At 54.8% G+C, this 19,335-nt stretch carries 19 protein-coding genes, 1 tRNA gene, 1 pseudogene and 1 riboswitch; of the genes and pseudogenes, 12 read left to right on the top strand and 9 right to left on the bottom strand.

Annotated features, from left to right (window positions below; genetic code table 11):
- Positions 1 to 134 precede the first annotated feature (134 nt).
- Positions 135 to 1,523, bottom strand: a complete 1,389-nt coding sequence (locus K9G39_RS08100) for a PAS domain S-box protein (protein ID WP_292004419.1) — start codon at positions 1,521 to 1,523, stop codon at positions 135 to 137.
- A 290-nt stretch (positions 1,524 to 1,813) separates the two neighbouring features.
- Between K9G39_RS08100 and K9G39_RS08095 the strand changes: the two genes are divergently transcribed.
- From K9G39_RS08095 to K9G39_RS08080, 4 genes are all read left to right on the top strand, one after another.
- Positions 1,814 to 2,341, top strand: a complete 528-nt coding sequence (locus tag K9G39_RS08095; RefSeq protein WP_292004418.1) for a lipocalin family protein — start codon at positions 1,814 to 1,816, stop codon at positions 2,339 to 2,341.
- Positions 2,342 to 2,373: 32 nt separating this feature from the next.
- Positions 2,374 to 2,889, top strand: coding sequence for a lipocalin family protein (locus K9G39_RS08090; protein WP_292004417.1), 516 nt, complete (start codon positions 2,374 to 2,376; stop codon positions 2,887 to 2,889).
- Between the two features lie 94 nt (positions 2,890 to 2,983).
- Positions 2,984 to 3,799, top strand: coding sequence for a hydroxyethylthiazole kinase (gene thiM / locus K9G39_RS08085; RefSeq protein WP_363319372.1), 816 nt, complete (start codon positions 2,984 to 2,986; stop codon positions 3,797 to 3,799).
- Between the two features lie 111 nt (positions 3,800 to 3,910).
- Positions 3,911 to 4,483, top strand: coding sequence for a flavin reductase family protein (locus K9G39_RS08080; protein ID WP_292004415.1), 573 nt, complete (start codon positions 3,911 to 3,913; stop codon positions 4,481 to 4,483).
- A 163-nt stretch (positions 4,484 to 4,646) separates the two neighbouring features.
- Here K9G39_RS08080 and K9G39_RS08075 read toward each other — a convergent pair whose 3' ends face one another.
- Entirely contained in the window at positions 4,647 to 5,846 is a 1,200-nt protein-coding gene (locus K9G39_RS08075; RefSeq protein WP_292004414.1) for a Fic family protein, read from the bottom strand.
- 338 nt (positions 5,847 to 6,184) lie between these two features.
- Here K9G39_RS08075 and K9G39_RS08070 point away from each other — a divergent pair, with 338 nt between their 5' ends.
- Both K9G39_RS08070 and K9G39_RS08065 read left to right on the top strand, forming a co-directional pair.
- Positions 6,185 to 6,361, top strand: a complete 177-nt coding sequence (locus K9G39_RS08070) for a hypothetical protein (RefSeq protein ID WP_292004413.1) — start codon at positions 6,185 to 6,187, stop codon at positions 6,359 to 6,361.
- A gap of 172 nt (positions 6,362 to 6,533) precedes the next feature.
- Positions 6,534 to 6,710 (top strand): hypothetical protein, encoded by a 177-nt coding sequence (locus tag K9G39_RS08065; RefSeq protein WP_292004412.1) that lies wholly within the window; start codon positions 6,534 to 6,536, stop codon positions 6,708 to 6,710.
- A gap of 51 nt (positions 6,711 to 6,761) precedes the next feature.
- On the opposite strand, the gene K9G39_RS08060 is transcribed toward K9G39_RS08065, so the two are convergent.
- Entirely contained in the window at positions 6,762 to 7,217 is a 456-nt protein-coding gene (locus tag K9G39_RS08060) for a PIN domain-containing protein (protein ID WP_292004411.1), read from the bottom strand.
- Complete coding sequence (locus K9G39_RS08055) at positions 7,205 to 7,459, bottom strand: AbrB/MazE/SpoVT family DNA-binding domain-containing protein (RefSeq protein WP_292004410.1); 255 nt, start codon at positions 7,457 to 7,459, stop codon at positions 7,205 to 7,207. Before K9G39_RS08055 ends, K9G39_RS08060 begins: the two co-directional genes overlap by 13 nt.
- Before the next feature lie 216 nt (positions 7,460 to 7,675).
- Here K9G39_RS08055 and K9G39_RS08050 point away from each other — a divergent pair.
- Positions 7,676 to 7,765 (top strand): annotated as a pseudogene (locus tag K9G39_RS08050) (DMT family protein); the annotation flags it as partial.
- 56 nt (positions 7,766 to 7,821) lie between these two features.
- Here K9G39_RS08050 and cydC read toward each other — a convergent pair.
- Entirely contained in the window at positions 7,822 to 9,543 is a 1,722-nt protein-coding gene (cydC, locus tag K9G39_RS08045; protein WP_292004409.1) for a thiol reductant ABC exporter subunit CydC, read from the bottom strand.
- Positions 9,540 to 11,276: a thiol reductant ABC exporter subunit CydD gene (cydD, locus tag K9G39_RS08040; protein WP_292004408.1), complete on the bottom strand. Its 1,737-nt coding sequence runs from the start codon at positions 11,274 to 11,276 to the stop codon at positions 9,540 to 9,542. The genes cydC and cydD overlap by 4 nt, the downstream gene beginning before the upstream one ends.
- A 298-nt stretch (positions 11,277 to 11,574) precedes the next feature.
- On the opposite strand from cydD, the gene K9G39_RS08035 reads away from it, so the two are divergent.
- Together K9G39_RS08035 and K9G39_RS08030 are read left to right on the top strand one after the other, a co-directional pair.
- A complete protein-coding gene (locus K9G39_RS08035; RefSeq protein ID WP_292004407.1) occupies positions 11,575 to 12,963 on the top strand; it encodes an MBL fold metallo-hydrolase in 1,389 nt (462 codons plus the stop codon).
- A gap of 238 nt (positions 12,964 to 13,201) precedes the next feature.
- Entirely contained in the window at positions 13,202 to 13,699 is a 498-nt protein-coding gene (locus K9G39_RS08030) for a DUF2721 domain-containing protein (RefSeq protein ID WP_292004406.1), read from the top strand.
- On the opposite strand, the gene K9G39_RS08025 is transcribed toward K9G39_RS08030, so the two are convergent.
- A tRNA-Lys gene (locus K9G39_RS08025) sits at positions 13,694 to 13,769 on the bottom strand. The two genes, K9G39_RS08030 and K9G39_RS08025, sit on opposite strands and share 6 nt — an antisense overlap.
- Positions 13,770 to 13,845: 76 nt before the next feature.
- On the opposite strand from K9G39_RS08025, the gene K9G39_RS08020 reads away from it, so the two are divergent.
- Positions 13,846 to 14,367, top strand: a complete 522-nt coding sequence (locus K9G39_RS08020) for a tetratricopeptide repeat protein (protein WP_292004405.1) — start codon at positions 13,846 to 13,848, stop codon at positions 14,365 to 14,367.
- A gap of 13 nt (positions 14,368 to 14,380) precedes the next feature.
- On the opposite strand, the gene xerD is transcribed toward K9G39_RS08020, so the two are convergent.
- On the bottom strand, positions 14,381 to 15,295 hold the full coding sequence (gene xerD / locus K9G39_RS08015) for a site-specific tyrosine recombinase XerD (protein WP_292004404.1): 915 nt from the start codon (positions 15,293 to 15,295) through the stop codon (positions 14,381 to 14,383).
- Between the two features lie 2 nt (positions 15,296 to 15,297).
- A complete protein-coding gene (rsmB, locus tag K9G39_RS08010) occupies positions 15,298 to 16,635 on the bottom strand; it encodes a 16S rRNA (cytosine(967)-C(5))-methyltransferase RsmB (protein ID WP_292004403.1) in 1,338 nt (445 codons plus the stop codon).
- Positions 16,636 to 16,732: 97 nt separating this feature from the next.
- Positions 16,733 to 16,840: riboswitch (SAM riboswitch) on the top strand.
- Positions 16,841 to 16,956: 116 nt separating this feature from the next.
- Here rsmB and K9G39_RS08005 point away from each other — a divergent pair.
- Together K9G39_RS08005 and metX are read left to right on the top strand one after the other, a co-directional pair.
- Complete coding sequence (locus K9G39_RS08005) at positions 16,957 to 18,249, top strand: O-acetylhomoserine aminocarboxypropyltransferase/cysteine synthase (RefSeq protein ID WP_292004402.1); 1,293 nt, start codon at positions 16,957 to 16,959, stop codon at positions 18,247 to 18,249.
- A gap of 5 nt (positions 18,250 to 18,254) precedes the next feature.
- On the top strand, positions 18,255 to 19,334 hold the full coding sequence (gene metX / locus K9G39_RS08000; RefSeq protein ID WP_292004401.1) for a homoserine O-acetyltransferase: 1,080 nt from the start codon (positions 18,255 to 18,257) through the stop codon (positions 19,332 to 19,334).
- Position 19,335: the final 1 nt, after the last annotated feature.

The following is a 19,335-nucleotide window of genomic DNA, read 5'->3' as shown; positions in this document are numbered from 1 at the left end:
TCTCCTCTGATCGCCTCAAGCGCCACTTTGGCCTTGAATTGTGCCGTAAAACTTTTGCGGTGCTTTTCGCTCATATCTTGTCCCTTTTTTGGGCAAGTTACCACCTTAAACCTTTGTCTGAAAATCCGGGTCCACTATATTGTTTCCGCTGAAAGGATGATGGTGCGGTATTCCCTCAGGAGATGCCTGAGGTCTCCGATATCTTCCTTGAGAGTTGCATGGTTGATTCTCAGAAAGTTGACGGGGTTGTTGATTTCATGTGCGAGTCCTGCAGCAAGCTGGCCTATGGATGCAAGTTTTTCCTGCAGTACCATCTGCTGATGGGTGATTTCAAGTTCGCGTGTGCGCTCTTCGACCCTTTCTTCGAGTGTCTGGTTGAGTTCCCTGAGCACCTCTTCGCTGCGTTTGCGTTCGGTTATGTCGAGGCCGATGCCTCTTATGCCGCAAACTGTTCCGTTGCGCAGGATGGGTGAGCTGTAGATCAGTATGGGGAAGGTTGTACCGTCTTTCTTCAAGGCTGTGTATTCGTGATTTTCGATAGGAATGCCTTTGAAAGATGAGGTGATTGCAGTTTGTATCCTGCTTTGTTCTTCGGGTACGAACAACCTGAGACAGCTGAAGTTATGCTCGATTTCCTCTTTGCTGAAGCCGAAGAGGTCGAGTCCGGATTTGTTGGCAAAGGTGATGTTTGCCTTGAGATCCGTTTCAAAGAGAGGCTGCGGAACGAGGTCTGCAAGTTCCTGAAACCGTTGTTCGCTTTCGGCAAGGGCTTCCTGTTCTTTTTTGCGGAGAGTTATATCTTGCTTGATGCTGATGAAGTGTGTAATAGCGCCGTTCGTGCCGGGTATCGGGCTGACGATGCTGTATTCTGTATACAGTTCTCCGTTTTTTCTGCGGTTGATGATCTCTCCCTGCCATATGTTGCCTGAGGTTATGGTCTGCCAGAATTTCCGGTAGAATAGTTTGGATTGCCGGCCTGATTTCAGCATGCAGATGTTTCGGCCTTTCGCTTCGTTTTCGGTGTATCCGGTGATGGCAGTAAAGCCCGGGTTCGAGTATTCAATGATGCCTTTTTTGTCGGTTATAACCACGCCGAAAGGGCTTTCGGTAATGGCTGCCGAAAAGAGTCTGACTTTACGGCGGAGTTCAAATTCGTTCAGGGCGTTTTTCAGCGTCACTTCAAGCCTGTCTGCGTTGACCGGCTTGAGCAGATATTCGTAGGCGCCTAACGTGAGCGACTGTACAGCCTGTTCGATGTCGCTCGAACCGGATATCATGATAACAGGGATCATGATGTTATGTTCGCGGATGTAGTCGAGCACTTCAAGGCCGTTTTTGCCCGGCATATGGATGTCGAGCAACAGGAGGTCAATGTTGCTGTTGTTGAGCAGTTCGATGCAGCTGTCGCCGTTGTCGGCCTGCAGGGTGTGGTAGCCGAGTTTTTTGATGATCTGCACTGCCACTACTCGTGAAATAGTGCTGTCATCGACAACCAGTACGGTTTTTGCTGTATCCTCAGGCAAGGATGCCGTTTTTTCCATATTGAGGCATGTTCATGACAAGTTGACCTGGGGGGTCATGAAATAGTGGACGCAAATTCGATAAAAATTTACATAAAATTTCATTTATAAGTTTATAAATAAAGAGATGGATAACGATCTTTTGCGATGGTATAACACTTATTACAGTTATTACAGAAAAACAAAAGACCCTGCCGCTCAAAAACTTCTGAATAAAATAATACAATGAAGAACTTGGTTCGATAGCTGCAGTTTCAGATTTATTCTTAATGTCCTATTTGTAACTCCTGACAATGTGTAAGAACTGTTTTCTGTTTTTTGTCATGCTGATTGCCGGTTGTGCCCCGGCGCCGAAAGATACTCCCGTTGTCGTCGACGATTTCCATCTTGAGCGTTTTCTCGGCACCTGGCACGAAATAGTGCGCACAGACAACGTCTTCCAGCGGAACGTCGATCGAGTTTCCGCGAACTATTCGGTGGAGGAAGATGGGTACATCACGGTCGTCAACAAGGCCTATGACGTGAAAATCCATCGCTGGCGGGTCAGGACGGGTAGGGCGATGCTTGCCGGCAGAAGGGACAAGGGTGCGCTGAAGATGTCGTTCTACGGCAACTTCTATTCGCAGTGCAACATCGTCGCCCTCGACATGGAACACTACAGCTGGGCTCTTCTCTGTGGTCGCGACAAGTCGATGTTCTGGATCGTTTCCCGTCGACCCGAAATTGACCCTGCGCTCCTGAAGCGGCTTCTGGCAAAGGCCGATTCTCTCGGATTCGATACCTCCAAACTGCTCTATGCCGGCTACGGCAGCAAGCGGTAAGCGTTTTTTTCCTGAACCCAACTTTAACTATCATGAAAAAACTGTTTGTTCTGCTGTTTTTCCTGTTTGCAGGCTGTACCGGCGTGCCGGAGGGGATTACCGTCGTCGACGGGTTCAGGCTCGACCGTTACCTCGGCAGCTGGTACGAGATCGCCCGGCTTGAAAACCGTTTCGAGAAGAATCTCGGGCAGGTTTCGGCGGAATACTCGCTTCGCGAGGACGGAAGCGTGAAGGTGATGAACCGGGGGTTCGACGCGAAAAAAGGGGAGTGGCAGTCCATCGAGGGAAAAGCCGCTTTTGTGGGCGACGCTACGAAAGGGGCTCTGAAGGTGTCGTTTTTCGGCCCCTTCTATGCGAGCTACAACGTTTTGGAGCTCGACAGGGAAAACTACTCGTGGGCCATCGTCTGCGGGCACAAGAAATCCCTCTTCTGGATTCTTGCCCGCCAGCCCGAAATGGAGCCCGTACTGCTGAAGCGGCTTGTGCTCAAAGCCGACTCCCTCGGATTCGAGACCGCGAAACTGCGCTATTTCGAGAAGCGGAAGTAAGAGAAAAACCCGGATTTACGCTACATTCGTCAAGGAGCATACCCGCAAAAGCCGCATGCAGAGTAAGTTTTTTCATGAAAAGCTGTTGAAAGCCATGCACAGAGGAGAGTCAGTCCCGTTTTTCGAAAGCAGAACATGGTCCCATCCGGAAGTCCCGGAAGATCTCGCCCGCCTGCGCAGGGAAGCACCCCTGGTACACTGCATCACCAACGGAGTTGTAACCAATTTTACCGCGAATGTGCTTCTTGCCTTGGGTGCATCGCCCGCAATGGTCGAAACCATCGAGGAGGTTGCTGACTTCGTGCGGATTGCCCAGGTACTGCTGATCAATGTCGGCACGATAACAACCAGAGACGCCGAGGCGATGTTCGAAGCTGCTGCTGCAGCCCGCGAGACGGATACGCCATGGGTTCTGGATCCTGTCGCGTTTGGTGCTCTCGAGTTCAGATCGCGCATCGTCAGGGAGCTCATTGCGTTTCGCCCTGCGGTCATACGGGGCAACGCATCCGAAATACTCGCTCTCGGCGGAGAGACAGGTGGAGCGAAAGGCGTTGACGCCACCGTTTCATCAACCGAGGCCGTGCAGGCGGCTGTTGCGTTGGCTGCAGGTTCCGGAGCTGTCGTTGCTCTCAGCGGTGAAATCGATTACATTACTGACGGCAGTTCCGTCATACCCGTACCGGGCGGTCATGAGATGATGACGAAGGTCACCGGTATGGGCTGTACCCTGGGAGCCCTGATTGCCGCACTGTTGCCGGTAACCGGCTCGGCCTTCAGGGCGGCCACGGCAGCCTCGGCCATTTATGCCGAAGCGGGTGAACGTGCAGGCAGGGATGCACGGGGGACAGGCAGTTTCGCCGTATCGTTTCTCGATCAGCTTTCGACCATCGGAACGGAAGCAGCGCCTTAGGTTTGCCTCCTGTTCCGCCCGCGACCTCTCCTCTCCGTGCCGACACGGCAAACCCTCAGATCTGAAATAGAACAAAAAAAGCCTCATTACTTCCATTCGAGCATGACACGTATGAAAAAATCTGTCGGAGCCAAAACGCTTCTTTTTCCAACCCCGGTTCTGATGGTCGGCACCTACGACCAGGCAGGCAAGCCGAACCTTATGAACGCCGCCTGGGGAGGCATCTGCTGTTCGAAACCTCCCTGTGTCGCGGTTTCGCTGCGCAAGGCCACCTACTCCCACGGTTGCATCGTCGAGCGAAAAGCCTTTACAGTAAGCATTGCCTGCGAAGGGCGAATGGCAGAAGCCGATTACATGGGGATCGCTTCCGGGCGCGACGCGGACAAGTTCGCCGTCGCAGGGCTGACTCATGTGAAAAGCGAACTGGTCGATGCTCCTTACGCGGAGGAGTTTCCCGTGGTGCTGGAGTGCAGGCTCCTGCACGTTATCGAAATCGGCCTGCACACGCAGTTCATCGGCGAAATCATGGACGTCAAGGCCGATGCCGCAGTGTTCGACGATGCCGGCCGCCTCGACATCATGAAAATCCAGCCGCTCATCTACGATACCGCCCGGAGAGGGTATCACGGCGTGGGTCCGCGTCTTGGCGATGCCTTCTCTGTCGGCAAAACGCTGCAATCGTGACGGTATTTGAGGAATAATTGAAAGCTTTGGATGTGCTTACAACCAGGTAGCCTTTTGAGTCTGCAGTGCTACACTCAGGCAGTTTTGGCGGGTGGATTTTCCTGCGGAATTTTTTGAAAAAGTGACTGTGTCAGTAACCATGCCCTGTATCGGATTTGCTGTATCAGAGCGTTTGGGCAGGGAAGAGATTAGGAAAAAGACGGTCGAGGGATTCTGCCGGAAAGCGGAGTGATACCGGCCCTTTTGGTGAGTCCGATCCGAGAATGCCTTTTTCGAGCAGTGACGACAGCATGGTTCTTGCCGTCCGTTCCTTTAGACCGGTGATGCGGCTGGCATCACCTCGGGAGATTTCGCCCTTTATGAGCACCATTTCCAGAAGGGTGAAGGCTTCCGGTTTCCATTCCTGTTCGTCGCAATATTTCGACAATCGCGCAGAGAGGCTGTCGAGATCAAAGAGTTGCCGCATGAAGGTTATCTGGTCGATGCAGATGTCGAGAAACCAGCCGATAAAGCTGTTGAGCGCTTTGAGTGAAAGATTTCCCCTGCCGTCAAGGTCGCCCTGGCGCGGCATATCCGCCATATCCATCATGCTCATATAGTCTCCGGGAGTGCTTATGCCACGAGCAAGTCCCCTTGATACGGACCAGAGGCCGTGGGTGCCAATACCGGCTTTCAACGCCATTGCGTGACTCATCAGGCGGCTTACACGGCCATTTCCGTCGGGGAACGGATGGATGTAATTGAACCGGTGGTGCGCCGAGGCCATGGCGGCAAGCTGCATGCCTCTTCCCATAGCGCCGGAATCGAATCGCGTTTCGAAGTAACCCATAAACGAAGCAACAACGGCACTCGAAGGGGGCAAATGCCGGGCGACAGCTACGTCGTGCAGCGGAAGGTGACGGAATTCCCCGGGTATCATGCGGATTGTCTTGCCATTTTTTTCGAGAACAAGCATCGATTCAGGCAGGTCACGATAAAATTCACGGTGAAGCCAGGTGATGAATTCGACCGAGGAGGGCTCGGGAAGTTTGCCGGATGCGTGTAGATCGTCGATTTTTTTCTGCAGCCGGATATGGGCCACAGCTTCCATCTGGAGGTTTCTTTTTTCAGGATCACCGGCATCGAATTTTTTTTGCAATGCCTGTTCGATGTCATATGGCCTGGTATTGTGGCCTTCGATAAGGTTGGAGTAGTAGCAGTTCATGATCCTTACCAGATCGGCAAGATTCGCTGCGGTCCGGGATTGGAGCCGTCCGCCAAGACGTGCAGCCGCATCCGAGAGTGTTGCCACGCGATCGACAATCTCCGGGAGAAGGGTGTCAGGAATACATGGCTCGATTCTTTGTGGTGCCTCGATGATCATTTTGCCGGTCTTTCGTAGTGATTTTACCTATAATATAAAATAAGTTATTCTGTTTTATAAAGGCTTTTTTGCCGATCTTTTTGCCGATCTGCAGTAACTCCCATGCCCACCTCATCTATGATACCGCCCTTAGAGCATATCACGGTGAGGGGCAGCGTCCTGCAGATGCGTTTTCCATCGAAAAAGTGCTGCGGGAAGTATTTGGGGGGGAGGGATGCAGATACAATAGGGGAAAAAGTATCAATTCGATTACTTGTCATTTTGGCTTCAAGAACTTCGACGGATTTCCATATCGTTCGTGAACGCCCATTCACGGAATCAGTTCAAACCGGAATTTTTTGCAGAGAACAAAGGCTGCGCTGGAGAGTGTTGTGCCGCTGCTGCCGAACCTGCCTGAAGAAAAACGTTCGGAATTTCGCGATGTTGTCGTCCAGTGCATGATCGGTGAAACCCTGCAGCCAGACGGCCGCTGCTTCGAAACTTTCAGGCGGATCAACCTGTCGGCAACGAAATGAACGTGCCGTCTCCCACTCAATGCAGAACCATTATATAACCTTGATCCGCAAACGAACATGCAGGTCGGCATTATTTGCGGGATGCGAATGCCGCACAGGTACGCTTATCAGTATATTCAGCATTGACAAGGGGCATTGGATTAACTCAAACAGTAAAGAGAGGGAGTGCATAATGAAAAAGGAGTGTGGCACGTGCGGCGGAACCGGCAAGGTGCTCGTGGAATGCAGTAAATGCAGCGGTACCGGGCAGGTAAACGGAAAGGACTGCAGGAAATGCTCTACGCAGGGTCAGGTTGTCGAGAAGTGCGGCTCCTGCAATGGCACCGGTGACGGCAGTGAGGAGGAATAAACGGATGCTTCTTATTTAAGGCATGGGAGGCTTGTGGCCGCTTATCCGCAATCAGCCATGGAGTGCTTTCAGTGAGATGACCTCGATGATATGGTCGGACTGGATGGCAAGATCGTTCGTGACGAAAAAGGTGCAGCCAGAGCGGATTGCCGTTGCGTAATGCAATGCATCGATGAATTTCATGCCCCGTTGTGCCCTGAGTTGAGCTGCAAGGTCGAAGGTTTCCCGCTCATGCGTCTGAACCGACAGGAACCCTTCAGTGCTGAAAAATCCCTTGACGGCTGAAACGAGTTCAAGGTTTCCCGTTCGATAGGGTTTCACCAGCGTTTCCGCGATAGCGGTATCGCCGGTAACCCCGATTATTCTGCCTGCATCGACAGCCTGAACGATGGGACTGACGATCCGGAAAAAGTCGGGGTTCCTGTCGAGGAAGTAGACGAAAATATTGGTATCGAGATAAACCCTGTGCCCGTTCATCCGGCTGATGGCAGCTTCTACCTTTCCCATGACTCCCTCTCTCGCTGCAGCTCCTCATCGATTTCCGCAATCGTTTCTCCCCAGACGCCTCTTGCGATTCCGGAATAATCCATTACCGACCGTTTTCGTTCTTTTCTTCCATGCGGCATCAAGGTAACCACGCCGTTGGCATAGTTTATTTCAAGCATGTCGTCCTGCTTTATATTGGCAGCTTCAGCTATGCGAAGCGGGATGGTGATCTGGTTTTTTTGACGGACTCTTACTTTTACCATTTTTCCGTTTTCTATATGTTCATAAAATCCTACTGAAGTATAAAAATCTTACTGACGGTATCCAAGATATATTCGGGTGGCAGTCAATTTCCGTCGCTTTTTCTTGTCCGGCCTCCTGATTTTTCTCCGATTTTTATAAGTTCTTCTCCGTCGGGATACCCTGCATAGAAAGAATTACCCGTTACGAATAAAAAACACGTTTATGAAAACGTCGTTCTGCTGCTTGCTTCCAATATTTTCATGACTTATGCCTGGTATGGGCACCTGAAAAATATGCAGCACAAGCCGCTGGTTCAGGCTGTGCTGGATTTTTCGCGACTCCATGTGATTTTCAGGCATTCAGAGGGGCAAATGTTTTCGCCCTACACCAGTTCCGTCGTGTGCTGCAGCTCCCACATTCTCCGATACAGCCCTTTTCCCTGCATGAGTTCTTCATGGCGGCCCTGTTCGGCAATTTTTCCTTTATCGAGTACAACGATGGCGTCGTACTGATCCATCGCCTTGAGGCGGTGGGTGATGGTGATCATGGTTTTGCCTTTGCCGAGGGTGGCGAGGGTTTCGGTTACCTCTTTTTCGGTGACGCCGTCGAGGTTCGCGGTGGCTTCGTCGAGAATCATGACCGGAGCGTTCTGCAGCACCATACGGGCGATGGCAATGCGCTGCCGTTCTCCTCCGCTGAGTTTCATACCGTGCTGGCCGCTCCATTCGTCGAGCTTCGAAGAGAAGTGGCCGAGCCCGGCGGCGGTGAGGGCTTTTTTCAGCTCCTGGTCGGTTGCTTCCGGCCGGGCAAGCAGCAGGTTTTCGCGGATGGTCCGGGCGAACAGGTAGGTGCGCTGCGAGACGAGTGCCATATTGCGCCGAAGCTCTTCGGGGTCGAACCGTTCGATGTCTGCCCCTCCGATGGTGAGGCTTCCTTCGGGCGTGTTCCAGAAGCGCATCAGGAGTGCGGTGATGGTCGATTTGCCCGCTCCGCTCGGGCCAACGATGGCGATGTGCTCTCCTGGAAGAGCCGCAAAAGAGATCCCGTCGAGGGTTTTCGCCGTGCTTCCCGGATAGCTGAAACTGAGGTTTTCGGCACGTATGGCAGGCTCTTTCGGGAAGGGCAGGGGAGCTGCCGGTGTTGTGGTTTCGGGTTTGGCATCGAGAATTTCGAACAGCCGCTCTCCGGCGTGCGTGTCGGCTTCGAGGTGCTTCAGCGATGCCGGTAGCGGAAGAAAGGGTTCGAACGAAGCCATGACAGCGAGCGTGACGATCGTGAGGGAGATGCCGTTCATGCCCGGCGTGGAGATGGCCGGAACGAGCGCCCAGAGGATGGCCACGACCGCGCCGTTCATGAGCAGGCCGGTAAGCGATTCGTGCAGCCCGTCTATCAGGGCGTTTTTCCGCTGCAGCCGGAGCTTGGTCTCTTCGGCGGTGCGCATCGCTTCAAGGTGTTCCGGAAGCTTTCCGTAAATCTGTAGCTCCCCGATGCCCTGAAAGAGGTCGAGGGCGAGCAGCTGCTGGGCGGTTTTCTCTTTCATGATGCCGACGGAGACGCCGCGGCTGAGGCGCATGGCGAGCAGAGGCACGCCGATACCGGCAAGCAGGTGGAAAAAAAGGATCAGAAGCGATGCCCCGAGGGAGTAGGTGCCGAGAAGGAACCACATCAGCGCCGATACAAACAGGGCGGTCAGCGGAGGAGCGAGAACCCGCGTGTAGATGTTTTCGAGGCTCTGGATGTCGTCTACGACCCTCTGCAGCAGGTCTCCGCTTCTGAAGTGCATGAGGCGTGCGGGAGCGAGCGGTTCGATTGCGTCGTAGAACCAGAGGCGCAGTTTCGTGAGAATCCTGAAGGTTGTGTCGTGCGAAAGCAGCCGTTCGGCGTAGCGCAGCATTCCGCGTGCAAGGCCGAAAAACCGGACGCCTGCGATGCCGAGATGCAGGGCGCTCATCGGCGGCTGCAGGGCGGCTTTGGCGATGATGTAGCCGGAGGTCATGAGCAGGCCTATGCCGCTTCCGGTCGTGGCGAACCCGATGAATGCGACAAGCGCCATCCACCAGAAGTAAGGCTTGACAAGAGCCGCGAGGCGAAGGAATGTTTTCATGCGGCTTCCTCCTGCTGCAGGCGCATGGCATCGCGGTAAAAGCCTCCTGCGGCGAGCAGTTCGTCGTGCGTGCCGCAACGGACGAGTTTTCCTTCGTTGAGCACCACGATCTGATCGGCCGACTGTATGGTTTCGAGCCGGTGTGCGATGATTACTGTCGTGCGCCCTTGCATAAGGGCTTCCATGGATGAGCGCAGTGCCGTTTCGAGCTCGGGATCGGTGTGCGATGTGGGTTCGTCGAGCACCAGAAACGGGGCGTTCTTGATGAAGGCCCGAGCAAGCGCGACCCGCTGGGCCTCTCCGCCGCTCAGCCGCGCGCCCTGTTCGCCGATCATGGTGTCGAGCCCATCGGGCAGCGATGCTACGAATTCCGAAAGCCCGGTCTGTTCCATCGCGCCCTGCAGCTCCTCAGGGGAGGCATCGTGTCGAGCCAGAAGAATGTTCTCCCTGAGGGTGGCGTTGAAGAGTGTCGGATGCTGCGGAACCCAGGATATTTTCTCGTGCCAGCGGGCCAGGGGCGTGTCGTGTATCGGACGCCCGTCGATGGTTAGGGAGCCTTCGGCGGGCTCCTGAAAGCGGAGCAGCAGGTTGACGAGGGTACTTTTTCCCGCCCCGCTCGGCCCGATGACCGCCGTAGTTTTTCCTGTCGGGATGGCGAAGCTTATCCCTTCGAGCGCCGGACGAAAAGCTCCGGGATAGGTGCAGGTCACTTCGGTAAAGACAATGGCGCTTTTTTCGGCAGCAGATCCGCCTGAGGAAGCTGTTTCCCGAAAGGGAGCGGGCGACCGGTCGAGGATTTCGAAAATCTCTTTCGATGCACTGACCCCTTCCATGCCGGCGTGGAACTTCGTGCCGAGCTGGCGGAGCGGAAGAAAAAAGTCGGGGGTGAGCACCAGCACGAAGAGTGCGTGCTGGAAAGTGAGCTGGCCATCCATCAGCCGAAGCCCGATGCTGACGGCGATGATTGCGGTGCCGATGGTTCCGACCAGTTCGAGCGTCAGGGATGAGAGAAAGGCGATTTTCAGTACCCGCATGGTGGCCATGCGGAAGGTTTCTCCAGCTTCTTCGATGGTGTCGCGCTGCCTTTCGCTCTCGGCGAAGAGTTTCAGTGTCGGCAGTCCCTGCAGCACGTCGAGGAAGTAGCCGCTCATCCTGCTCATGGTTTTCCACTGCTTTTCGGTCATGGCGCTGGCCGTTTTTCCGATCAGTATCATGAAGAGCGGTATGAGCGGTGCCGAGAGGAGCAGGATCAGACCCGAAAGCCAGTCGCCGGGAAAGATGGCCGCGAGTATCAGGAGCGGAGTGAAAAGGGCTAAAAAGATCTGCGGGATATAGCTGCTGAAGTAGGCATCGAGAGCTTCAACACCCTTGAGCAGCGTTGTGCTGAGCCGTCCGCTCTGCACGGAGCGGGCGTAGACCGGCCCGAGAGAGCCGATGGTGCCGGTCAGGCGGCTGAACAGTTTTTTGCGGATGGCAACCGTTCCCCGGTTGGCCTCGCCGTGAGAGGCCCAGTTGAAGAGCATGCGCAGTGTGCTGAAGAGCGCGAAAAGTCCGATTGGGGAGAGCAGCTCGCCGAGGCCTTTTTTCTGCATGAATGCGCCGTCGATGATGGTACTGAGCCAGAAGGCCTGGCCAATCAGCATTACCGAAGAAATCGAGCCGGCGACGACAGAAAGGATAAAGGGCGCCCGTTCTTCCTGAAGGAGCTGAAAAAGGCGCCGGTCAATGTTCATGGTTCATGCTCACAGTTTTTGATAAAAAACCGTTCTCAGTGTAAAAAATAAAACCCGTGTTTGCAACGGGACGGTTCGGGTATGAAAATACCGCTCTCTTCCTATGAGTTCCCGAGTTTCGATCGGGAGTTCACCGAACCGGTCAGTATCCCGCTGGAGCCGTCGGTGAGGCGGGTCTTTTTTTCTTGCTTTCAGGGTGCCAAATCTGTCGGTTGAAGGTGATTTGAAGTGTATCTTTTACTGTAAGGGCATCTGTTGCCGGACGCAGTTTCCTGAATTTTTTCCTGATGGAGGGGTTATGGAACTTCAGTTTTACGGTGCGGCGGAGCGGGTTACCGGTTCCTGCCATATTCTGAGGGCGGCCGGGTATCTCCTGCTGCTCGATTGCGGTCTGATTCAGGGTTCTGCCGAAGAGGAGGCTCTGAACCGCGATCTTTTTCCCTTCGAACCTTCCGACATCGATGCCGTGGTGCTCAGCCACGGCCATATCGACCATTCGGGTCGGCTGCCGCTTCTGGTGAAGCGGGGCTTCAGCGGTCCGGTCTATACCCAGCATGCTACCATCGATCTTTCGCTGGTGCTGCTGCTCGATTCGGCGGCCCTTGCCGAGCGTGACGCGGATATCCGGCGGCGTCATGCAGCGTCAGGCAAGGAACGGCATGCCGAACCGCTCTATACCCGCGAGGACGCCGAGAGGGCGGTTGCCCGGATGAGAGGCATGGAGTATGGCGAAATGAAGGAGATTCTGCCGGGCGTCAGGCTCCGTTTTCTGGACGCCGGCCATATTCTCGGTTCGGCAGTGGTGGAGCTGCGCATTACCGAAGGGGGAGAGAAACGCACGCTGGTGTTCAGCGGGGACCTCGGCCAGTATGAAAGCCCGGTGCTCAAGGATCCCGAAACGCCGGAAACGGCTGATATACTTCTGGTTGAGAGTACCTATGGAGACCGGCTGCACAGGGATTTTCAAAGCACCGTGGCTGAACTGGGCGAAATTTTCCGGACGGCGTGCAGGGAGTGCGGCAATATTCTTATTCCCGCATTTTCAATCGGGCGGAGCCAGGAGCTGCTCTATCTTTTCGCCACCTATTACAAGGAATGGGAGCTCGATAAGTGGCAGGTCTATCTCGACAGTCCCATGGCCATCGAGGCAGGCAGGATATACTGGGGATACCCCGCCCTGCTCGACGAGGAAGCCCTTGCATTGAGAAACAATCCCGCCAGGCTTCCTCCTCTCGGCAACCTCCACTTTACCGAACGGGTCGAGGCTTCACGGAAGATCAACGATATCAGGAAGGGCGCGATTATTATCGCCGGCAGCGGCATGTGCAACGGAGGAAGGATTCTGCACCACCTCAAATACAATATCCATCGTCCGGAGTGCCGGGTGATTTTCAGCGGATATCAGGCTCCCGGAACGCTCGGGCGAAAGCTTGTGGGCGGAGAAAAGGAGGTTTTTATTCACGGCAGAAGCTACAAGGTAGCCGCGGGTATTCATACCATCGGAGGTCTGTCGGCTCATGGTGACCGTGCCGATCTGCTGCGCTGGATGGGCGGTTTCAGCAACAGGCCGGAGGTGTATGTGGTGCATGGCGATGCGGAGGTGAAAGTCTCGTTCAGGAACGCCATCGAAGAACAGCTGCAGCTGGAGGTATCGATTCCCAAGCCTGGAGACAGGGTAAAATTTTAGGACTGCTCCGACGGCCCGTACGCAGTTCGATCACTCCGCTCCGGCGGTGTCCGGAATTCCCGTATCTCCCGGTTCCAGCATGGCACCACCGGAGTGCAGCTCTTACGGAGCCCCTGAAGCATCTCCCGGAACAATTGTTAAATAGAGGTTTCCTTTGTAGGTTTATAGCCGGGGAAGTGTTATCTCTGGTTCGGTGATTACCGGATTTTACAGAGATGATGTTTTTAAAAGGAAAAATATGACGACTATTACTACCGTACAGGAGCTTGTTCCGATTCTGCAGACCGCTATCGGTCCGATGATTCTCGTTTCAGGCCTCGGCCTTCTCCTGCTGACCATGACCAACCGGCTCGGGCGCATTATCGACCGCTCGAGAGCCCTGCTTGACGACCTGGAGTCGGAGCCGGAGTCCTACATTCTGAGAATCAACAAGGAGGTCGATATTCTCTGGAAGCGGGCGCGTTATATCAGGGTGGCGATCCTGCTGGCCTGCCTGACCTGTCTCGGCGCTTCGATGCTGATCATTCTGCTGTTTCTTTCGGTGCTGGTCAGTCTCGATATTCCGCTGATCATGTCGGGCATTTTTATCGCAAGCATGCTCTGCCTTTCATTTTCGCTCGTGTTTTTTCTGTTTGACGTGAATCTGACCCTTGCGGCGCTGAAAATCGAGAGGGAAAGTCACAACCGAAAGCGGGTGATCATGGAGACGAAAATGCCTAAAGAGGGGATATGGTGAATGCGGCAGGACTCGAACCTGCGACCCTCTGCTTAAAAGGCAGATGCTCTACCGGCTGAGCTACGCATTCGGTACGGTTATCAGCTGCAATATAAGAAAAATCGATGCAAGGCTTATCCCTTCATTTTTTTAACAGTTCAGGCTATATGAACCCGTTCGCTCTTCCTGTTCTCTGGCTTTTGCTTGCAGCCGCTCTTTTTCCCGCTTCGGCTGAAGCGGGCTCTCCGTCCGCACTGGTAAAGCAGGGCGAGGAGTACTACCGGCAGGCCCGTTTCGAGGAGGCGATCTCGGCCTTCAATCTTGCCGTCGCTGAAGATCAAAGTTATCAGCCGGCATATTACGCAAGGGGCAAGGCTCAGTTCGAACAGCGCAAATACCCTGAAGCCATTGCCGATTATACCGTTGCGATAGAACTGAAAAAGGATTGCGCCCGTGCGTTTTTTCACCGGGGAGCAGTCTATGCCGTCCTGAAGGAGTTTCGGCAGGCCATCGCTGATTTCGATCGCGCTATTGCCATTCGGGGGAAGTACGACAAGGCGTGGTATGCCCGCGGTCTGGCTAAAAATGAGCTCGGTGACCGGAATGGCGCCTGTGACGATATGCAGAGAGCCTCCGCTCTGGGCAATGCACAGGCTGCAGCGTGGCTCGGCAATCACGCTGTCCGTTGAAAGAGCCCCTTCCCTATCCTCTCGGGTGGAAGGTTTTGTGTACTTCCCTTATGAACGAACGGTCGATATGGGTATAGATCTGGGTTGCAAGGATGGAGCTGTGGCCCAGCATTTCCTGTACGGCGCGCAGGTCGGCTCCTCCTTCGAGAAGGTGGGTTGCGAAGGTGTGGCGGAGAGTGTGGGGGCTGATATCTTTCCGGATTCCGGCAAGCCGGGCGTTTTTTTTGACGATCAGATAGATCGCCATCCTTGAGAGCTTTTTCCCCCTTGCGTTCAGGAACAGGACGTCGTGCGACTCCGCCGCGACCAACCCTATCCGCAGTTCGTTTCTGTAGCGGGTTATCCACTCTATTGCCGCTTCCCCTACCGGCACCAGTCGCTCCTTCGATCCCTTGCCGAATATGCGTACGAAGCCGGCCTCGAAATAAAGGTTCTGCTGCTGCAGATTTACCAGTTCGCTCACCCTTACTCCGGTTGCGTAGAGGAATTCAAGAATTGCCTTGTCGCGCAGCAGGAATTTTCCGGGAGGCTGCTCCTGAAGCGGCGAGTCGAGCAATTGCATCACCTCGTGGAGGCTGAGCACGTTCGGCAGGTTTTTTGCCTGTTTCGGTTGCTGGATGGTTTCGGCCGGATTGGTGTCGAGGTTTCGTTCAGCAAGAAGGAATTTGTGCAGCGATCGGATAGCCGAAATGTTTCTGCCGAGGGTGCTGGCTTCAAGCCCGGTTCCGTGCAGTTCCGAAATGAACCGGCGGATATCGCCGGTTTCAATGCAGCCGGGAGCCCTGTTTTCGTCCTGCATGAAGAGCAGGTACCGTGAGAGGTCGTTCCGGTAGGACTCCCTGGTATTGACCGAGAAGTTTCGCTCGACGGAGAGATGGTTGAGAAAGCTTTCGAGCAGGATGCTATAGGGCGCCTTGAGGTCGTGCATGCTCAGGAGGATATCTTTTTCATCCGCTGTGCGAATCCTCCGTCGAAGCCTTCCTTTTGGCCCGGCAGCGTAAGGATGCTTCCGTTCCCTGAGGCTTCCGATGCGAATGGTTCAGGAAGAGCGCCGCCGGAGGATTCACGTCTGAATTCCGGGTGACGTCCGAGGAATGCCTCGATCTGCAGTTCGTTCTCTTCGGGTTCGATGGAGCAGGTCGCATAGATGAGTATGCCGTTTTCGGCGAGCAGCGATGCGGCATGATCGAGCAGTTCAGCCTGCAGTGCGACGAGTTCGGCAATCATCTGCGGCGTGAGTTTCCAGCGCAGTTCGGCTCGTCTTGCAAGCACCCCGGTACCGCTGCAGGGGGCATCGAGCAGAATGCTTTCCGGCGGCGTTTCCGGCTGGAACGAACGTGCGTCTGCAGCGACTGCAGCGATGACGGTGATGCCGAGCTCGCCCGAGTGTCCGGTAAGTTTCTGCAGCTTTCGGCTGTAAAGGTCTACGGCAGTGATGCTGCCGCGGTTCTGCATCAGTTCGCCCAGAAAGGTGGACTTGCCCCCCGGAGCGGCGCAAAGATCGAGTACCGTGCTGCCGGCGGCAGGGTTGCAGAGGAGGCAGACCAGACCCTGTGTAGGGTTCTGTACGGTGAGCAGGCCCTGCTTGATTGCCGCTTCGAAGCAGGAGAAGTCGGCTGAAAGAAAGAAGTTATCCAGACCGGTACGGATTACCGGCAGGGCTTCTCCGGAGCCGTGTTCCGCATAAAACTTTTTCGGGTCGCATTTAAGGGCGTTGATTCTGAAGCCGGTAAGCGGGGTGCGGTTGTTGTAGTCGACAATCACTTCGGTACGCTTTTTTCCGTAGCGGGCAATCCATCGTTCAAGCATCCATTCGGGGTGCGAGGCGATAACGGCCATACGACCGGTTCCGGTTGCGTCGCCAGGAAAATTTTCCGGTGCCGCACTCTCCGGGGTGATGTTCCGCAGAACCGCGTTGGCGAGTCTGGCCATCCGTTCACCCTTGTATTTTCGCGCAAGTACAACGGATTCGCTGACTGCGGCCCATTGCGGTATACGGTTGAGGTAGATAAGCTGGTAGGCAGCGATCCGCAGTATGTTTTTCAGCACCGGGGCGGTTTTTTCGTACCGGTGATGGTAGAACCTTCCGATGACGGCGTCGAGCGTCATGCGGCGGCGGAGCACGCCGTTGACAAGCTCAGTGGCCAGGGCGCGGTCGCTTCGGCAGAGTGACGAGTTATCGAGAAGCTCGTGCAGGATGGTTCCTGATTTTTTTTCTCCCTGTTCAACGTTCTGCAGGACTTTCAGCGCAAGTTCTCTTGATGTCATGTGTGGGTTACCTCTTTTAATGATGCAATTTGTAAAATAACGATTGCTGTTGTAGATTGATTACAATTATTTAAAATGTTCTTTGTAGCATTTAACGCTATCATCGAGAAAGGTGGAGGGACTGGCCCTGAGAAGCCTTGGCAACCGTCACAGCAAGTGATTGGTGCCAATTCCATCCCGGACTTTGAACCGGGAGAGATGATGGTATGTCTGCCATTCTGCACGTTCATACCTCTCTTCTGATCCTGTCGGTCACGGTTTCCCCGGTGTTTTAACTCCTGTTCCACTCTGGTAGCGGCAACTATTCAACAGTCGTTTATCATGAGCCAAGTAACGCCTCCATACCGGTTTGAAACACTGCAGGTACATGCCGGTCAGCAGCCGGATCCGACCACGAAGTCCCGCGCGGTGCCTATTTATCAGACCACATCCTATATTTTCGACAGTGCGGCGCATGGAGCCGACCTTTTCGCCTTGAGGGAGTTCGGCAATATCTACACTCGCCTCATGAATCCGACAACAGATGTTTTCGAGCAGCGAGTGGCTGCGCTCGAGGGTGGCAAGGCTGCTCTTGCTGTGGCCAGCGGACATTCGGCGCAATTTATCGCCCTGACGAGCCTCTGCCAGGCAGGCGACAACATCGTTTCTTCAAGCTATCTTTATGGAGGAACATACAACCAGTTCAAGGTTGCCTTCGGGCGTCTCGGCATCAGGGTGAAGTTTGTTGACGGTAACGATCCCTCTGCATTCCGTGAAGCCGTCGATGAGCGTACCAAGGCGCTCTACCTCGAATCGATCGGTAATCCCGCTTTTCATGTGCCGGATTTCGAGGAGGTTGCCGGAGTCGCCCGCCAGTGCGGTATTCCGTTGGTGGTGGACAACACCTTCGGATGCTGTGGCTATCTCTGCCGTCCGCTCCGGTTCGGAGCTTCGATTGTGGTCGAATCGGCCACCAAGTGGATCGGAGGTCACGGCACCTCGATGGGCGGGGTGATCGTCGATGGAGGAACCTTCGACTGGGGGAACGGGAAGTTCCCGATGCTCAGCGAGCCTTCGGAAGGGTATCACGGTTTGAAGTTTCTCGACACGTTCGGCGATCTTGCCTTCATCATCAAGGCAAGGGTTGAAGGGTTGCGTGATTTTGGCCCGGCCATCAGCCCGTTCAATTCGTTCATGCTCCTGCAGGGACTCGAAACGCTCTCTCTTCGCGTACAGCGCCATGCCGACAACACCTTCGAGCTTGCCAGATGGCTTGCCGGGCATCCGTCTGTAGCCTGGGTGAACTATCCCGGTCTCGAAGCGCATCCCACGCACGGTCAGGCGAAAAAATATCTCACCAACGGGTTCGGGTGCGTACTGACGTTCGGGGTAAAGGGGGGGTACGAGAAGACGGTTCGCTTTATCGAAAGCGTTCGCCTGGCAAGCCATCTGGCCAATGTGGGCGATGCGAAAACCCTTCTGATCCATCCGGCATCGACGACCCATCAGCAGCTCGCTCCCGAAGAGCAGGCGGCGGCGGGAGTTTCGCTCGATATGGTACGGGTTTCTGTGGGCATAGAGCATATCGATGACATAAAGGCTGATTTTGAACAGGCATTTGCAACATTGAACTGATACCGATGAGGGATTACAGGGAGCTCATTTCAGAAGAGACACGCTATTTTGAATCGCAGGATCCGTTTGCAACCGAACTCGGTGGCCTTCTCTCGGGGTTGCGCATCGCCTACAGGACATGGGGAACGCTTAACACACAGAAAAACAATGTCATTCTTATCTGTCACGCCCTGACGGGTTCGGCCGATGCCGATGCATGGTGGGATGGCATGTTCACCGAAGGGGGCGCATTCGACGAGCGAAAGGATTTCATCATCTGCAGCAATGTGCTTGGAAGCTGTTACGGCACAACCGGCCCGTTGTCGCCCAATCCTCTGACTGGACGCCATTACGGACCCGATTTCCCGGCGATTACCGTTCGTGACATGGTGCATGCCCAGCATCGGTTGCTTTCCGGGCTCGGGATCGAACGGATCCGGCTCGTGGTCGGTGCTTCACTTGGCGGTATGCAGGTGCTCGAATGGGGATTTCTCTATCCTGAAATGGTTCAGGCACTCATGCCGATGGGTGTTTCCGGCAGGCACTCTTCCTGGTGCATCGCCCAGAGCGAGGCACAGAGGCAGGCGATCTATGCCGACCGCGACTGGAACGGCGGCTGGTACGAGCCTGATGCGCCACCCGCATCCGGGCTCGGGGCGGCACGGATGATGGCCATGTGCAGCTACCGCAGTTTCGAGAACTTTCAGTCGCGTTTCGGGCGAGACATTCAGGAGGACGGTCTGTTCAGCGTGGAAAGCTATCTGCGCTATCAGGGACGCAAACTGGTCGAACGGTTCGACGCCAACACCTACGTGACGCTGACGAAAGCCATGGACATGCACGACCTGTCGAGGGGCAGAGGTCCTTACGAAGTGGTTCTGCGTTCGCTGCAGATACCGGTGGAAATTCTCTCCATTATAAGTGACGTGCTCTATCCGAAAGAGGAGCAGGAAGAGCTCGGACGTCTCATGCCGAAGTCGCGGGTTATTTACCTCGACGAACCGTACGGTCACGACGCTTTTCTCATCGATATCGAAAAGGTCAGCCGAATGGTTGTCGAGTTCAAGAACGAGAGGGCTCTGCAGGAGGCGCATAGCGCGGCCTGAA

This window comes from Chlorobium sp., from assembly GCF_021740465.1.
Taxonomy (GTDB): domain Bacteria; phylum Bacteroidota; class Chlorobiia; order Chlorobiales; family Chlorobiaceae; genus Chlorobium.
The sequence above is the reverse complement of the archived record's forward strand: the minus strand, read 5'-3'. Positions and strand labels throughout refer to the sequence as shown.